The organism is Propionicimonas sp. T2.31MG-18 (assembly GCF_964266745.1).
In the GTDB taxonomy this organism is placed as follows: domain Bacteria; phylum Actinomycetota; class Actinomycetes; order Propionibacteriales; family Propionibacteriaceae; genus Propionicimonas.
Map to the genome: position 1 here is coordinate 34,487 of NZ_CAXWGX010000029.1, position 15,843 is coordinate 50,329.

Below are 15,843 nucleotides of genomic sequence, written 5' to 3' on the forward strand. Positions count from 1 at the left end.
CCTGGCCGAGATACCATTCCGCCTCCAGTGTCCACCCCCGTCCAAGCGCGGGTCACTCGGGGAGGCCGTCCCGGTCCGCCCACTCCAGCAGCGTGTCGAGACGGTGGGCGACGTCGTCGATCGTCGCGTGCGGGTCGCCCTGCGCTGCGAAGCGCGCGGGCACCGTCGCCAGGGTCAGCTCGCGGGGCGCGATCGCGTCCAGCTCCTCCCACGCGAACGGGGTGGACACGGTGCCCTCGGGCACCCCGCGCACCGACCACGCGCTGGCGATCGTGTGGTCGCGGGCGTTCTGGTTGAAGTCGACGAACACGTGGCGGGGGTCACGGTCCTTGCGCCACCAGGTGGTGGTGACGTCGTCGGGCAGCCGTCGCTCCACCTCCCGGGCGAAGGCCAGCGCGGCCCTCCGCACCTGCCCGAAGGACCACTCCGGCACGATCCGCACATAGATGTGCAGCCCGCTGCCGCCGGAGGTCTTGGGGAACCCGAGGATGCCGAGCTCGTCCAGCACCTCCCGGGCGACGCCCGCGGCCCGGCGGACCCGCTCGAACCCCGCGTCCGGCATCGGGTCGAGGTCGATCCGCCACTCGTCGGGACGCTCCACGTCGGCCCGGCGCGAGTTCCACGGGTGGAACTCCACCGTGGCCATCTGCACCGCCCACAGCACGGAGGCGAGTTCGGTCACGCACAGCTCGTCTGCGGTGCGCCCGTAGCGCGGGAACGACACCCGCACGGTCTCGATCCACGGCGGGGCGCCGGCGGGCAGCCGCTTCTGGTGCACCTTCTCCCCCGACAGCCCGGACGGGAACCGGTGCAGCATGCAGGGCCGCTCCCGAAGCGCCCGGACGATGCCGTCGCCGACGGACAGGTAGTAGGTGGCGAGGTCGCGCTTCGTCCAGCCCCGGGCGGGGAAGTAGACGCGGTCGGGGCTCGTCAGCCGGATCACGCGGTCACAGACCTCGAGCTCCACCGGCTCGCCAGTGGCCTCCATGCCGTCACGCTACCCGCAGCCCCCGACAGCGTCGAGGCGCCCGCGTCCGGGTCGTGGACCCGCTCTGACCACTTTTCCCATCTTTAACGTAGGATTAATGGAAATTCCCCTTCTCCCCGGTGAGGATCCGACATGCCCCCTCGTCCCCGACGCGCCGCGGCCGCCGCCGTCGCCCTGGCCCTGCTCGGCTCCCTCGGAGTGAGCGCCTGCGCCGGCACCCCGGCCGCGGGAACGCCGCTGACCGTGACCCTCGGGTACTTCCCCAACCTCACCCACGCCCCCGCCCTAGTGGGGGTCGAGAAGGGCGCCTACGCCGCCGCCCTCGGCCAGGGCGTCCAGCTCAGGACGGTCACCTTCAACGCCGGCCCGGCGGCCCTGGAGGCCCTGAACGCCGGCTCGGTCGACATCACCTTCATCGGGCCCAACCCGACCATCACCGGGTTCACCCGGTCGAAGGGCCAGGCGCTGCGGGTGATCTCCGGCGCCGCGGCCAACGGAGCAGCCCTCGTGGTGAGCAAGGACATCACCACGCCCGCCCAGCTCAAGGGACGCAGGCTCGCCACCCCGCAGTTGGGCAACACCCAGGACGTGGCCCTGCGCTACTGGCTGAAGGAGCAGGGGTTCGCGACCGACACCGAGGGCGGCGGCGACGTCAGCATCCTGCCGCAGGAGAACGCGACCGCGCTGCAGGCGTTCTCCGCCGGCCAGATCGACGGCGCGTGGGTGCCGGAGCCGTGGGCGACGCGGCTGGTGCGCGAGGGCGGCGGCCACGTGCTCGTGGACGAGGCCGAGCTGTGGCCGGACAAGAAGTTCGTCGTCACCAACGTCGTCGTCCGCACCCAGTTCCTCACCGAGCACCCCGAGCAGGTGAAGGCCTTCCTGACCGGCCTGCTCGACACCCTGGACGGCATCGCCGCCGACCCCGACGGCGCCAAGAAGGTCGTGAACGACCAGCTGGAGGCCCTGACCGGCAAGGGCATGGACGCCGCCGTGCTCGACGAGGCGTGGAGCAAGGTCGTGTTCACGGCGGACCCGCTGGCCTCGACCCTCGCCGAGGGCGCCGCCCACGCCAGCGCCGTCGGCCTGCTGGAGCAGCCCGACCTCACCGGGCTGTACGCCGTCGACACCCTCAACGGCCTGCTCGCGGAGCGCAAGGAGAAGGCGGTGAGCGTGCCGTGACCGACGTCCCCGCCGCCCTCACCGTGTCGGACGTGAGCAAGGTCTACGCCGACCACCACGAGCCCACGCTCGCCCTCAGCGGCACCAGCCTCGCCGTCGGCGAGGGCGAGTTCGTCTGCCTCCTGGGCCGCTCCGGCTGCGGCAAGAGCACCCTGCTCTCGCTCATCGCCGGCCTGGCCGCCCCCACCACCGGCACCATCGACACCCACGGCAACCGGGTGGGGATGATGTTCCAGGACGCCAACCTGTTCCCGTGGCTGACCGTCCGCGGGAACATCGAGCTGGCGCTGCGGCTGTCCGGGGTGCCGAAGGCCGACTGGCCCGGCCGGGTGGCCGAGCTGCTCGAGATCGTGCAGCTGCCCGACGCGGCAGCTAAGCGCCCCCACCAGCTCTCCGGCGGCATGCGGCAGCGCGTGGCGCTGGCCCGCGCCCTGGCCCAGGACTGCCGCATCCTGCTGATGGACGAGCCGTTCGGCGCCCTCGACGCGCTCACCAGGGACGCCCTGCACGAGGAGATCGAACGGGTCTGGGCCGCCCGCGGACTCGCCATCGTCTTCGTCACCCACAACGTGCGCGAGGCCGCCCGCCTCGCCGACCGGGTGGTCGTGATGTCGCCCTCGCCGGGACGGATCGTCGAGGAGGTGCCGATCGGCCTGCCGCGTCCCCGCGAGATGTCGGACGCCGCCGTCGCGCGCCTGTCCGGCGAACTGCACCACGTGATGGACGCCTACGACACCGTCCGGGAGGCGTCATGACCACGGTGCTCACCGATCGCGCGGCGGCCACGGCCGCGCCGGCGTCCCGTCCGGCGGAGGGGTCCGCGGCGGGTGCCGGCGTTCCGCGGTGGTCCGCCGGCCGCGCGTGGCGCGCGGTCTGGCCGGGGCTGCTCGCCACCGTGCTCGCCGTCGTGGCGTGGGAGGCCGTCCACCTGTCGGGCTGGAAGCCCGACTACGTGCTGCCGTCCCCGGCGACCGTGGGCGGGGAGCTCCTCGCCTTCCTCGGCGAGCCGAAGTTCTGGCTGGCCCTGGGCAACACGGTCACCCGCGCCCTGCTCGGCTTCGGCCTCTCGCTGGTGATCGGCACGGTCCTCGGCATCGCCGTGTCGAGCTCCCGGGTGCTGCGCACGGCGATCGGGTCGATGCTCACCGGGCTGCAGACCATGCCGTCCATCGCGTGGTTCCCGTTCGCGATCCTGCTGTTCGGGCTGTCGGAGAACGCGATCCTGTTCGTGGTGGTGCTGGGCGCGGCGCCCTCGATCGCCAACGGGCTGATCTCCGGCATCGACGACGTCCCGCCCCCGCTGCTGCGGACGGCGACCGTGCTCGGCGCCCGCGGGTTCGACCTGTACCGGCACGTCGTGCTGCCGTCCGCCCTGCCGACCTACGTCGCCGGGCTCAAGCAGGGATGGGCGTTCGCGTGGCGGTCGCTGATGGCGGGCGAGCTGCTGGTGATCATCGCCAGCAAGCCGTCCCTGGGGGTCCAGCTCCAGTTCTACCGCGAGTTCGCCAACGCCCCCGCCCTGATAGCTACCATGATCGTGGTCCTGGTCCTCGGCATGGTCTTCGACGCGGTGTTCAGCAGGATGTCCGACGTCGTCCGCCGCCGGCGCGGGCTGGGGACGGTCAGGCTCTAGGAGGCGCGATGCAGGTCACGGCTCGCGTGGACTACGCGATCCGTGCCATGGCCGAGTTCGCTGCCCAGCCCGACCGCGCGCTGACCCGCAAGGACCTCGCGGCCGCGCAGGACCTGCCGGGGAAGTTTCTCGAGTCGATCCTGCGCGACCTGGCGCGCGACGGCATCCTCACCTCCCAGCGCGGGGCGTCCGGCGGGTTCCGGCTGGGCCGCCCGGCCGCCGACATCACCCTCGCCGACGTGGTGCGGGCTGTGGACGGCCCGCTGGCCGCCGTCCGCGGGCAGCCCCCGGAGTCTGTGGAGTACACCGGGCCCGCCCGCGCCCTCACCCGGGTGTGGGTGGCCACCCGCGCCGCCCTGCGCCAGGTCCTGGAGGCGACGACGGTGGCCGACCTCGCCTCCGGCACGCTGCCGGACCACGTCGAACGGCTGACCGAGGACACCGAGGCCTGGCGCCGCCGCTGACCGCCGGCGCGTCAGCCGATCCGCGCACGGTGGTGCCGGACGCGGGCCGCGTCCGCGCCACCCGGGGACCACTGCTCGATCGCAGCGCACGAGGTCGCCATGCCCCAGGCGACGGCCTCCGCGAAGGGCAGCCCCTGTTCGAGCCGCGCGACCAGACCGCCCATGAACGCGTCGCCCGCGCCGATCGGGTTGCGCACATCCACGGCGAGCCCGGGAAGGGTGCCGGACTCCCCGCCGGAGGCCCACGCGAGACCGGCGGCCCCCGCCGTCACGACCGCGGACGCGAGCCCGCGGGACCGGAGGGCCAGCGCTGCGGACGCCGCCCGGTCCAGCGCGTCCTCACCCACCCAGGTGTGCTCCACGGCCGCGTCACCGGCCAGGATGGCCTCGGCCTCGGCCAGGTTCGGGGTGACCAGGGCCGGCAGCGCGGCACCGGAGAGCGCGGCCGGCATCCACGCCGGGCCCGTGTCGAGCGCCAGCAGGCCGCCGGCGCCGGTCACCGCCGCGACGAGGTCCGCCACGGCGGACGGGGCCACGCCGGGCGGGAAGCTGCCACTGCACACCACCCACGTCCCGGGTCGCGTGCGGGCCACCGCCGCGTCCACGAAGCCGTCCCAGGTGGCGGCGTCGACCGGCGCCCCGGTCCCGTTCAGCACGGTGACCCGCCCGTCGTCCTCGATCACGATGATCGACTCGCGCACCCGTCCCGGGTAGCTGTGGGCCGCGACCTCGACGCCCTCGCCCCGCAGCGTCTCCAGGTACCAGGCGGAGCCCTCCACCGGCAGCAGCGCAAGGACGCCCGGTGCCGCGTCGTTCGCCCGGCTGCCCCGGGCCGCGGACACCGACTTGCCTGCGGGGTAGGCGCGGTTCTCGCGGGCACGTCCGACCGTGCCGGGCAGCAGCTCGTCCAGCACCACCAGGCGGTCGATGGTCGGATTGGGGCACACCGCCAGCATCGCCACGTCCTCCGACTCCCCCGCCACCTGCGGTGGGGCCAGACTAACCGCTGCGCGAGCGCGTCCGTGGCCGCTGGACGTGGCTCAGCCGAGCGTCGAGTACTCCCTCAGCCGGTCGAGCTGGGTCTCGACGACGGCGGCCTCCAGCGGCGTGGCGATCCGCCGGCACTCCACCGACAGCGCGTCCAGCAGTTCCATGCCCGCCGCCGTGCGGTCGAGGCCCGCCTGCACGGTCTCCGCGGTCCGGGCGAAGGACGCCGAGCCGTGGTCGGCCGTGGCGAGCCACTGCCGGATCATCGCCTGGGGGAGGTCGAGGAGCTCGCGCAGCGCGGCGATGCGGTCGGCCGCCGCAGCGGCGAAGGCCGCGTTCCGCGCGGTCTGCTCCCTGGTCTCGGCGATCCCCTCGTCGAGGGCGCGCCGGAGGCCGGCGACCGCGGGACGCGCCTCGTCGAACCCGGGTACCTGGTCGATCAGCTCGGTGACGAACTGGCCCAGCGCCAGGTTGTGCAGCACCGCCAGCGCGATGCGGAAGCGCGTCCGGGCGCAGCTGCGCCGCAGCTGCTCGAGCTCCGCGACCAGTTCTGTGACGAGCACCGACACCTCCGGCGCCATCCCGGCCCACAGCCGCAGGTACACCACGGCCGTCGCGAACTGCCCGCCGGTGTCCTCCTCGCGGATGCGGTCGGCGTCCTCGCGGTTCGCCTGCACGGTGGCCCGCAGCCGGGGCGCAGCGGCCAGCAGCCGGTCGGCCACCGCCTGGAGGTCGCCGAGCCGCCCGGCCCAGCCGTGCAGTTCGGCCTCGATGGTGCGCGTGGCGGCCAGCATCCCGGCCAGCGGCCCCTGCGCGCCGGGCCGCTCGGGGATCCCGGCGGCCTGGGCCAGCCGGGCCTCGACCTCCGCGGGCAGGGCCACCCACGCGAACTCCTCGTAGGAGGCGAACCCGGCCTCGGCCAGCAGCCCCGCCAGCCGGTCGAGCCCGAGGACGGCGGCGTCATGGGCGCTCCCGCCCGCCTCGCGCGCGCCGAGCTCTTCGGGCCGGACGCGTCGGTAGAGGTCGAAGGCCGCGTCGCGCAGTGCCGTCTGGAAGGGACGCCCGCGCACCGAGAGGTACCCCTCCCCCAGCGGGGTGATGGTGGCGAAGACGCCGTAGGTGCTGCCGTCCGCGGCGAGGTTGTCGACGTAGGCGCAGAACGGCTCGCCGGCCTGGAGCGTCGACCACATCAGCAGGAAGGCGCCCCCGGGCATCACCGGGTGCCGGATGATGTTGTGGGGCGCGCCGACGAGGGCCTCACGCGGGTGGCGCGAGAGGCGGACGAACACCGAGTTGGCCTGCTCGATGACACCCCTGGCGTCGGTCGTGGAGAAGAACAGCTCCTCGACGCCGACGTCATGGCGTGCCCCGGAGGGGGCTGGTGGGCTCACCATCGCCGCATTCTGACACTGCTGTCCGGGTGGTGGAAGGTGCCACGCACGGGCGCGGTCCGGGCGGGCCTACGATGGCTGCGTCCCGAACACTGGAGGAGCACCGTGATCATCGCCACGCCCGTCACCGAGGACGGCCGTTCGGCCGCAGCCTGGGGCCGCGCCCACTGGGTGGGTGTCGCCGACGTCGAGGACGGCGCCGTGCGTTCCTGGCAGGTCCACGAGGTGGGCTGGGACGTCTCCCACGACGAGGGCACCCACGGCTCCCACCACGCCCGGATCGTCCGCTTCCTCAAGGAGGAGGGCGTGCAGGCGGTCGTGGTCGACCACATGGGGGAGGGCATGCAGCGCGTGATGAACACGATGGGCATCCCGCTCCTGCCGGCCAGCCCGGGCGACGCGCAGGCGTCGGTGCTGGCGGCGGTGGCGTCGGCCGGCGCCTGACCGCGGATCACCCCGAAGGGCTCACCAGGCCGGCCAGCGCAGCACCAGGTCGGCCGCGTCACGGTGGGACGCGACCAGTCCCGCGTTCCGCTCGTCGGAGGAGAACACGTGCGCCCTGGCGTGCTCGGGCGTCTTCCCGAAGTGCTCGTGCCGCTCGATCAGCCTGCTGACCCGGAGCTCCTCGTCGGGCGCCTCGAGGAACCAGACCTCGTCCAGGTGCGCCCGCACCCTGCGCCAGGCCGGGTCGGGGTGCAGCAGGTAGTTGCCCTCGGTGACCACGACCGGGCACGCCCGGGGCACCGCGATCGCCCCGGCCACCGGGTCCTCGATATCGCGCCGGTACTCCGGGGCGTAGACCACCTCCTCGACGTTCGCGCGGAGCCTGGACAGCAGGGCCGCGAAGCCGTCGGGGTCGAACGTGTCGGGCGCCCCCCGGCGGGTCGCCCGGTCGTCGACGGCGATCACCGAGGCCGCCAGGTGGAAGCCGTCCATGGGCACGACCACCGCCGTGCCGGGCTCGTCGCGCTCGAGCTCCGCGGCCAGCAGGGCGGCCAGGGTGGACTTGCCCGCCCCCGGCGCGCCGCACAGGCCGACGATCACCCGCGCGCCGCCGGCCGCCCGGCTCCTCAGCCGGGCGGCCAGCGCGGACGGGTCCGCCGGGAGCGACGCCGGGGTCACCGGGCCGCCGCCTCCTCGTGGCCGACGGCGTACTGCATGACGACCTCCTCGGACGCCTGCTCCCTGCTCAGTTCCTTGACGATGCGGCCCTCCCGCATGACCATCACCCGATCGCTCATACCCAGAACCTCGGGCAGCTCGGAGGAGATCATCAGGATCGCCACGCCCTGGTCGGCGAGATCGGCCATGATCTGGTAGATCTCGGCCTTGCTGCCCACGTCGATGCCGCGCGTCGGCTCGTCCATGATGAACACCTTGATGCCGAGGCTCAGCCAGCGGGCGAGGACGACCTTCTGCTGGTTGCCGCCGGACATGTTCACCACGAGGAACTGCGGCGTGGGCGTCTTGATCCGCAGGTTCTGGATCCAGGTGCGTACCAGGCCCTGCTCGCCCTTGAGGTCGAGGACGCCGAACCGGCTGAGCCGGTCGAGCCCCGAGATCGTGGTGTTGAAGAACACCTGGAGCTTCAGCAGCAGGCCCTGCCGCTTGCGGTCCTCGGTCACCAGGGCGACGCCGTGGTTGATCGCGTCGCGCGGCGAGCGGGGGCTGTACGGCGCGCCGAACAGGGTCATCGTCCCTGCCGTGGCCCGGTCGGCACCGAACAGGACGCGGGCGGTCTCGGTGCGGCCGGACCCGGTGATCCCCGCGAAGCCGATGATCTCCCCGGCCCGCAGGTCGAAGCTCACATCCTTCGCGAGGTGGCTCTGCGCCAGGTGCGACACCGTGAGGACGACCTCGCCGGGGGGGACCGCACGCTTGGGATACACGTCCTCGAGGTCGCGGCCGATCATCAGCTTGACCAGGTCGTCCATGCCCACGTCCGCCACCTGCTTGGTGTCCACGTAGCGCCCGTCCTTCAGCACCGTCACCTCGTCGGCCAGCTCGAAGATCTCCTTCAGCCGGTGCGAGATGTAGATGATGCCGATGCCCGCGGCCTGCAGCCGGCGGACCACGGCGAACAGGTTCTCGATGTCCCGCTCGCTGAGCACGGCGGACGGCTCGTCCATCACCAGGATCCGCGTGTTCCGGTTCAGCGCCTTCGCGATCTCCACCATCTGCTGCTGGGCCACCGACAGCCGGCCCGTCAGGGTGTCGACGGGCAGGTCGACGTCGAGGCTGTCGAGCAGCTCGCGCGACCGCGACCGCACCGTCCCCCAGTCGATCCGCCCGCCCTTGACCGGGAGGTGGCCGAGGAAGATGTTCTCGGCGATCGTCATGTTCGGGGTGAGGTTGAACTCCTGGTAGATGGTCGAGATGCCCAGGCGCTCGGCGTCCGCGGGGGTGCGGATGTCGGCCTTCGCGCCGTCGAAGAAGATCTCCCCCTCGTCACGGGTGTAGGCGCCGGAGAGGATCTTGATCAGCGTCGACTTGCCGGCGCCGTTCTCGCCGAGCAGCGCGTGCACCTGGCCCTCGCGGATCGTCAGGTTCACACCCTCGAGCGCCTTCACGCCGGGGAAGCTCTTGCCGATCCCCTTCATCTCCAGCAGCACCCGCCCGGGTGCCTCTGTCGTCATCGGACCCCCCTCACTTGCGGTGGGTCAGCTGGTCCACCGACACCGCGGCGATGACCAGGATGCCCGTGATCAGCACCTGGTAGGTCGACTCGACGCCCATCAGCTGCAGCCCGTTGCGGAAGACACCGACGATCAGCGCGCCGATGAGGGTGCCGACGATGCTGCCGCGGCCGCCGAAGAGGCTGGTCCCGCCGAGCACGACGGCGGTGATGCTGTCGAGGTTCGAGGTCTGGCCGGCCTGAGGGTCGCCCACGCCGGTGCGGGCCACCTGGAGCAGCGCGGCGATGCCGTAGGCGAGCCCGGCGAAGGTGTACACGCCGAGCAGGACGCGCTTGGTGTTGATGCCGGCCAGGCGGGCGGCCTCGATGTTGTCACCGACGGCGAACACCGAGCGGCCCGGGGCCGTGTACTTCATCACGAACCAGGTGATGGCGTAGAGGATGATCATCAGGACGGTGCCGTAGGCGATCGCCGTGCCGGCGAGATTGAAGGTCTCGCCGAGGAAGGTGAGCTCCTTGGGCAGGTTCGTGATGGTGGAGGTCGTGTAGATCCGGGTCAGCGCGTAGGCGATGTTCATGGTGCCCAGCGTCACGATGAACGCAGGGAGCCCGATCCCGGTGACCAGGCCACCGTTGAGCATGCCGAACGCCATCGCGATCACCAGGCCGATCAGGATCGCGAGCCACGGGTTGAGGCCCTTCTGCGCGGCGAAGCTGGCGATCAGGACGCCGGACAGCGCCATCACCATGCCGTTGGACAGGTCGATGCCGGTGGTGATGATCACCAGGGTCTGGCCGATCGCGAGGACGCCGACCACCATCACCTGCTGGAGGATGAGGGAGAAGTTCGGGCCGGTGAGGAACCGTGGGCTCATCACCGCGAAGAAGATGCTGGCCATCAGCAGGGCTGCGACCGGGCCGAGGATCGGCGAGGCGAGCAGGGTCTTGACGAGGGCCGGGCGCTGATCGGTGGTGACCGCGCTCTGCACTGAGCTCATGGTTCGACTGCCTTTCTGGTGCAGGCGGGGGCGACCGTCACGGTCGCCGCCGCCCGGGAGGTGCGGATTACTTGTTGCCCCAGCAGTTGGCGGTGCCGAACGCGGAGTCCTTGCTGTCGACACCGGTCTGCGGCTTGTCGGTGATCAGGGTCACGCCGGTGTCGGTGTAGCCGGAGGGCTTGGTGCCGTCCTTGGCGTACTTGACGATCGCCTCGACGCCCATCGAGGCCATCTTCAGCGGGTACTGCTGCGAGGTGGCCGCGATCTTGCCGTCCACCACGCCCTGGACGCCCTGGCAGCCGCCGTCGACGGAGACGATGGTCACGTCCTTGTCCTTGCCGGCGTTCTTCAGCGCGGTCCACGCCCCGAAGGCCGCTGGCTCGTTGATGGTGTAGACGAGGTTGATGTCGCCGTTCTTGCTCAGGCAGTTCTCCATCGCGGTCTGGCCCTCGGTCTGGTCACCGTGGGTGTCCTGGGCGCAGACGACCTCCTTGCTGGTGGCGAGATCGGTGGAGGTGCTGGCGATGCCGGAGACCAGGCCCATGCCCTGCAGGAAGCCGTTGTGGCGCTGGGCGCCCACGGTGATGCCGGGGGCGAGGTCGAGCGTCGCGATCACCGGGGTCTTGCCGGTCATCGCCTTGGCCGCCCACTGGCCGATCAGCTCGCCGGCCTTGAAGTTGTCGGTGGCGAACAGGGCGTCCGACGCGTCCTGCGGGTCGGTGGCGGTGTCGAGGGCGATCACGACGATGCCCGCCGCCCGGGCCTTCTGGATGGACGGCACGATGGCCTTGGTGTCGGACGGGGTGATCAGGATGCCCTTGGCCCCGGCGTTGATCATGTTCTCCATGGCCGTGACCTGGCCCTCGTTGTCACCGTCCTTGGCGCCGGCGCCGGTGAGCAGCTTGGCGCCGAGCTCGGTGGCCTTGGCCTGGGCGCCCTCCTTCATCTTGACGAAGAAGGGGTTGGTCTCGGTCTTGGTGATGAGGCCGACGATGATCTCGCCGGAGGCGGCAGAGCCGCTGGTGCTCGCGGCGGGGGCGGCGCCACCGGAGCTGCAGGCGGTGAGGACGATCGGAAGTGCAATGGCGACGGCCGCTGCGATCTTGCGGAACATCTGGTGCCTTTCTTCATTGAAGGGATGTGTGGGAGTTCCCGAGCCGGAATCTAGCGCACCCAAAACGTTCAAAGAAGTGTTTGCGAAAAGGTCACAAAACAACCACGAACACGCGTTTCGTGTTGGTATCCACATCGACATTCCATCCCCTTTGGGATCCGCGGCCGCCGTGTTCCGGCGGGCCGCCGCGGGCGCGTGGCATCCCCACGCGAACGGGCGCCCGGCTGTGGGATACCCGCGCGATGGCGAGCCTGCCCTGGCGGCGCGAACCGGGCGATGACGAGGCCTTTCACTCTCGACTCAGGCGGAGGCGCCCGGCGGCTCTCCCCTGGTGGGATCTGCGATCCCACATTCCCGCAACTGCGATGGTGTGATCGTTACACAATGGCGGGCGATCACCCCCGACGGGCCCGATGTTGGTTCGCCGGACAAGGAATTCCCCGACGCGCGAGGCGTCGGCGAAAATTCGTGTTGGTTGCGTACCGACAGTCAAACCGAAACCGGATCGGCAAGCACCACGCAGCCGTCCGGGTCGAGCCGCACGGCCAGCTGCCGGGGCGCTTCGTGGTGCCCGGGGAGCTCCCGGGTCCGCACCCGCGCGGCCTGTCCGTCCGGCAGCGCGACGGTCACCTCGGCGCCCCCGCGGCGGGCGCGCACCTCCAGGACGGGGCAGGGCGTCCCCGCCGGGTCCGCCACCAGCCCGTCGGGCCCGACGCCGACGACCCCGTCCGCACCCGGGAGCCCGAGCGACGCCGCCTGCGCGGGGTCGAGGAACGGGCCGTAGCCGAGGAACGCGGCCACCTCCTGTCCGGCCGGGTGCCGCCACAGCACGGACGGCTCCGCGACCTGGAGCAGGCGTCCCCCGGAGAGCACAGCGACGCGGTCGGCGATCGCGAAGGCCTCGTCCTGGTCGTGCGTGACGTAGAGCGTGGGAATGCCGGTGGCGCGCAGCGTCTCGTCCAGCACCGCGCCGAGGTGCTCGCGGAGACCGCGGTCGAGCGCGGAGAGGGGTTCGTCCAGCAGCAGCAGGCGCGGCTCGGCGGCCAGCGACCTCGCGAGGGCGACCCGCTGGGCCTGGCCACCCGACAGCGCGGTCACCGGACGCGGCCCGTAGCCGGGCAACCCGACAAGGTCGAGCAGGTCCGCGACCCGGGCGTCACGCTCCGCGCGCGGGCGCCCGTCGAGGGCGTAGCCGACGTTGGCGGCCACCGACAGGTGCGGGAACAACTGGCCGTCCTGGAACATCACCACGAAGCCACGGCGGTGCACCGGCACGCCGGCGAGGTCCTCGCCGTCCCAGCGGACGGCGCCCCCGGCGAGCGGCTCGAGGCCCGCCACCGCCCGCAGGAGCGACGACTTCCCCGACCCGGACGCCCCGAGCAGCGCCACGACCTCGCCGGGAGCGACCTCGAGGCTGACCCGGTCGACGGCGGTCACGGGTCCGTAGCGCACCACGGCCTCGGCGACCTGGAGTCCGGCTACCACGGGTTCACCTCCCTGGGTCCGATCCACTCGGCAAGCCCCATGGCCACGGCGGTCAGCACGGCGAGCACGACCGACGCCGCCAGGGCCATGCCGAAGTTCTCCGCGCCCGGCCGTCCGATCAGCTGGAAGATCACCACCGGCAGCGTGGGACGGTCGGGCCGGGCGAGGAACGAGGTGGCCCCGAACTCGCCCAGGCTGGTGGCGAAGGCGAAGCCGACCGCCAGCCCGAGCCCCCGCAGCGCGAACGGGAGGTCGATCGTGGCGACGATCCGCGCGGGGGCGGCACCCAGGCTCGCCGCCGCCTCGTGCAGGCGCGGGTCGATGGCCCGCAGCGTGGGGAGCAGCGTCCGCACCACCAGCGGCAGGGCCACCATCGCCTGCGCGACGGGGATCAGCAGCCAGCTCGACCGCAGGTCGAGCGGCGGCCGGTTCAGCGTGATCAGGAAGCCGAAACCGACGGTCACCGCCGACACCCCCAGCGGGAGCATGAACACCGCGTCCACCCCGCGCAGGACCCGCCGTCCCCGTGGCGAGGCCGGCCGGCGCGACAGCACGTAGCTCACCAGGAGCCCGAGCACGACGGCGATCGCCGTCGCGGCCACGGCCGTGACCACGGAGTTCAGCAGGGCCTGCCAGACGCTCACGGTGAGCTGGCCGGTGCGCCCGCCCAGCGCGACGTAGTGGGCGAACCCGATCCCGTCCGCGGTCACCAGCGAGCGCCAGGCGAGCGAGCCCATCGGCAGGAGCAGCAGGCCGGCCACCACCACCGCGGTGACCGCTGCGGCCGGCAGGTCCCCGCGCCGCAGGGGGCCGTCGACCGGGTTGCCGGACAGGCGCAGCGCGCGTTCCTGGCGCGCCCTGGTCGCGCCGGCGACCATCAGCGAGGCGGTCACGACGACGAGTTGCAGGATCGACAGCGCGGCCGCGGCGGGCAGGTCGAGCAGCTGCGTGGTCTGGTACCAGATCTCGGTCTCGATCGTCCCGTAGGCGCTGCCGCCCAGGACGAGGACGACCCCGAACGCCGACGCGCAGAACAGGAACACCAGCGCGGCTGCCGATGCGATCGCCGGGGCCAGCGCCGGCAGCGTCACCGTGGCCAGCACCCGCAGCCGTCCCGCGCCCAGACTGCGCGCGGCGTCCTCGGCCCGGGGGTCGAGCCGTGCCCACAGCGCGCCGACCGTGCGCACCACCACCGAGTAGTTGAAGAACACCAGGGCCGCGACGATCGCCACGAACGACTCCTGGAGGCCGAGGAAGCCGAGCAGTCCCCGCGGCGCCAGCAGCGACTGGAACGCCACCCCGACCACCACGGTGGGCAGCACGAACGGGACGCTGACCAGCGCCCGCAGCGCCCGGCGCCCGGGGAAGCGGCAGCGGTAGAGCAGGTACGCCCCCGGCAGCCCCAGCAGGACGGAGACCGCCGAGCCGGCCACGGCCTGGCCGAGGGTCTGGCCGACGATGCGCCACGTCCGGGGAGCGGCGAGCACGTCCTGGACCCCGGCCAGGCTGGGCCGTCCGTCGACGACGAAGCCGCGCGCGACGAGAGTGGCCACCGGCCAGGCGAAGAAGACCGCCAGGAAGACAACCGGCAGCACGGCAGCGGCGACCCAGACCCACGGGTGGCCGCCCACCCCCGCGGCCCGGGGGCCCCGGACGCGCGGCACGGGCAGGGCGGCGGTCACCGTCGTCCTGTCCGCTCGTGTGGCACCCGCTCGCGGACGCCGCCCCCCGGGCCCGCCGCGCTCACCCGATGACGCCCGCCGTCCACTCCTTGATCCACTGCTCGCGCTTTGCGCCGAGCTCGGCCACCGGCACCTGGATCGGTGCGTCCACCCTGGCCGCGTGGGCCTTCCAGTCCGCGGGGAGCTCCACGTCGGGGTCGACCGGGCTCATGTACATCGACTCGGGGATCTCCGCCTGCACGGCGGCGGAGAGAAGGAAGTCCACGAACTTCCGCGCCCCCACCTCGTTCTGCGCACCGGCGAGGACGCCGGCGTACTCGACCTGGCGGAAGCAGGTCGAGGTCAGCGCCTCCGTGGCGGGCTCGTAGGCCGGGGAGGAGGCGTAGGAGACCACCAGCGGCCGGTCGCCCTTGCCCGAGGACCCGGAGAACTCGACCGTGTACGCCTCCGTCCAGCCCTTCACGACCTTCACGCCGTTGGCCTTCAGGGCCTTCCAGTAGTCGAGGTAGCCCGGGTCGCCCTTCGCGCCGACGGTGGCGGCGAGGAACGCCAGGCCGGGCGAGGAGGACGCCGGGTTCTCCACCACGAGCAGGCCGGCGTACTCGGGCCGCGTCAGGTCGTCGAGCGTCCGGGGGACGGCGAGACCCTTGGCCGCGAACCAGCGGGTGTCGGCGTTCACGCAGACGTCGCCGTAGTCGACCGGCGTCAGCGCGTGGGTGTCGTCCGCGGCGAAGGCTTCCGCACCCTCGGGAAGCGCCGGCGAGGTGTACGGGCTGAGGATGCCGGCGCCGATGGCACGTCCGGCGAAGGTGTTGTCGATGCCGAACACGACGTCGCCCAGCGGCGCGTCCTTGGTGAGGATGAGCTGGTTCACCACCGTGCCCGCGTCACCGGGGGCGACGAAGGTGACGTCGTAGCCGGTCTCGGCCTTGAAGGCGGCGATGGTCTTCTCCCCGAGTGCGAACGAGTCGTGGGTGATCACGGTGAGGGTGCCGCTCTCGGTGGGGGCGGACGGCGTCCCTGCCGTCGGCGTGCCCGACGGCGCGGGGGTGCCCGCGCAGCCGGCGAGCAGGACGGCCGTGGCCGCGGCGGCCACGAGCTTCCGGATGGACATGCTGGTCTCCTCCAACTACTCGGAGGGCCCGGGACGGTTCCCGGGGAGAATTCCCGACTCCCTACGCCGGTGCTAGCCGGATCAGGTTCGAGGGTCTGCGGACTCCCGCACTCTCAGCGCCCCGCGGCGCTCCCCTGTCGGTATCAGAGGCTACCAGTGCCAGGAGCGGTCCG

The 15,843-nt window shown here is 72.4% G+C and carries 15 protein-coding genes and 1 riboswitch; of the genes, 5 read left to right on the forward strand and 10 right to left on the reverse strand.

The window, feature by feature from the left end; genetic code table 11:
- Positions 1 to 52: 52 nt before the first annotated feature.
- Complete coding sequence (ligD, locus tag ACFQQJ_RS16130; protein WP_377108101.1) at positions 53 to 988, reverse strand: non-homologous end-joining DNA ligase; 936 nt, start codon at positions 986 to 988, stop codon at positions 53 to 55.
- A gap of 132 nt (positions 989 to 1,120) precedes the next feature.
- On the opposite strand from ligD, the gene ACFQQJ_RS16135 reads away from it, so the two are divergent.
- From ACFQQJ_RS16135 to ACFQQJ_RS16150, 4 genes are read left to right on the forward strand one after another with little or no spacing between them, the layout of a single operon-like run.
- Positions 1,121 to 2,167 carry an ABC transporter substrate-binding protein gene (locus ACFQQJ_RS16135; RefSeq protein ID WP_377108103.1) on the forward strand — a complete coding sequence of 349 codons (1,047 nt, stop codon included), beginning with the start codon at positions 1,121 to 1,123 and terminating at the stop codon, positions 2,165 to 2,167.
- Entirely contained in the window at positions 2,164 to 2,922 is a 759-nt protein-coding gene (locus ACFQQJ_RS16140) for an ABC transporter ATP-binding protein (protein WP_377108105.1), read from the forward strand. Before ACFQQJ_RS16135 ends, ACFQQJ_RS16140 begins: the two co-directional genes overlap by 4 nt.
- Positions 2,919 to 3,800 (forward strand): ABC transporter permease, encoded by an 882-nt coding sequence (locus ACFQQJ_RS16145; protein WP_377108107.1) that lies wholly within the window; start codon positions 2,919 to 2,921, stop codon positions 3,798 to 3,800. Before ACFQQJ_RS16140 ends, ACFQQJ_RS16145 begins: the two co-directional genes overlap by 4 nt.
- Positions 3,801 to 3,808: 8 nt before the next feature.
- The gene (locus ACFQQJ_RS16150; protein ID WP_377108109.1) at positions 3,809 to 4,264 is read left to right on the forward strand and encodes an RrF2 family transcriptional regulator; all 456 of its coding nucleotides are present in this window, start codon (positions 3,809 to 3,811) and stop codon (positions 4,262 to 4,264) included.
- A gap of 11 nt (positions 4,265 to 4,275) precedes the next feature.
- Here ACFQQJ_RS16150 and ACFQQJ_RS16155 read toward each other — a convergent pair whose 3' ends face one another.
- Both ACFQQJ_RS16155 and ACFQQJ_RS16160 read right to left on the reverse strand, forming a co-directional pair.
- Positions 4,276 to 5,247, reverse strand: coding sequence for a 1-phosphofructokinase family hexose kinase (locus tag ACFQQJ_RS16155; RefSeq protein WP_377108111.1), 972 nt, complete (start codon positions 5,245 to 5,247; stop codon positions 4,276 to 4,278).
- 57 nt (positions 5,248 to 5,304) lie between these two features.
- A complete protein-coding gene (locus ACFQQJ_RS16160; RefSeq protein WP_377108113.1) occupies positions 5,305 to 6,645 on the reverse strand; it encodes a hypothetical protein in 1,341 nt (446 codons plus the stop codon).
- A 102-nt stretch (positions 6,646 to 6,747) separates the two neighbouring features.
- Here ACFQQJ_RS16160 and ACFQQJ_RS16165 point away from each other — a divergent pair, with 102 nt between their 5' ends.
- Complete coding sequence (locus ACFQQJ_RS16165; RefSeq protein ID WP_377108115.1) at positions 6,748 to 7,086, forward strand: NifB/NifX family molybdenum-iron cluster-binding protein; 339 nt, start codon at positions 6,748 to 6,750, stop codon at positions 7,084 to 7,086.
- Positions 7,087 to 7,107: 21 nt separating this feature from the next.
- Here ACFQQJ_RS16165 and ACFQQJ_RS16170 read toward each other — a convergent pair whose 3' ends face one another.
- The 7 genes from ACFQQJ_RS16170 to ACFQQJ_RS16200 all read right to left on the reverse strand — a co-directional run bounded on the left by ACFQQJ_RS16170 (position 7,108) and on the right by ACFQQJ_RS16200 (position 15,670).
- Positions 7,108 to 7,764, reverse strand: coding sequence for a nucleoside/nucleotide kinase family protein (locus ACFQQJ_RS16170; protein WP_377108117.1), 657 nt, complete (start codon positions 7,762 to 7,764; stop codon positions 7,108 to 7,110).
- Positions 7,761 to 9,278 carry a sugar ABC transporter ATP-binding protein gene (locus tag ACFQQJ_RS16175; RefSeq protein WP_377108119.1) on the reverse strand — a complete coding sequence of 506 codons (1,518 nt, stop codon included), beginning with the start codon at positions 9,276 to 9,278 and terminating at the stop codon, positions 7,761 to 7,763. Before ACFQQJ_RS16175 ends, ACFQQJ_RS16170 begins: the two co-directional genes overlap by 4 nt.
- A 10-nt stretch (positions 9,279 to 9,288) precedes the next feature.
- Complete coding sequence (locus ACFQQJ_RS16180; RefSeq protein ID WP_377108121.1) at positions 9,289 to 10,275, reverse strand: ABC transporter permease; 987 nt, start codon at positions 10,273 to 10,275, stop codon at positions 9,289 to 9,291.
- Positions 10,276 to 10,342: 67 nt separating this feature from the next.
- Entirely contained in the window at positions 10,343 to 11,389 is a 1,047-nt protein-coding gene (locus tag ACFQQJ_RS16185; RefSeq protein ID WP_377108123.1) for a sugar ABC transporter substrate-binding protein, read from the reverse strand.
- A 489-nt stretch (positions 11,390 to 11,878) separates the two neighbouring features.
- Positions 11,879 to 12,874: an ABC transporter ATP-binding protein gene (locus ACFQQJ_RS16190; protein ID WP_377108125.1), complete on the reverse strand. Its 996-nt coding sequence runs from the start codon at positions 12,872 to 12,874 to the stop codon at positions 11,879 to 11,881.
- Positions 12,868 to 14,556: an ABC transporter permease gene (locus ACFQQJ_RS16195; RefSeq protein WP_377108127.1), complete on the reverse strand. Its 1,689-nt coding sequence runs from the start codon at positions 14,554 to 14,556 to the stop codon at positions 12,868 to 12,870. The genes ACFQQJ_RS16190 and ACFQQJ_RS16195 overlap by 7 nt, the downstream gene beginning before the upstream one ends.
- A 61-nt stretch (positions 14,557 to 14,617) precedes the next feature.
- Positions 14,618 to 15,670, reverse strand: a complete 1,053-nt coding sequence (locus ACFQQJ_RS16200) for a thiamine ABC transporter substrate binding subunit (protein WP_377108129.1) — start codon at positions 15,668 to 15,670, stop codon at positions 14,618 to 14,620.
- Positions 15,671 to 15,711: 41 nt separating this feature from the next.
- A riboswitch (TPP riboswitch) is annotated at positions 15,712 to 15,816 on the reverse strand.
- Positions 15,817 to 15,843: the final 27 nt, after the last annotated feature.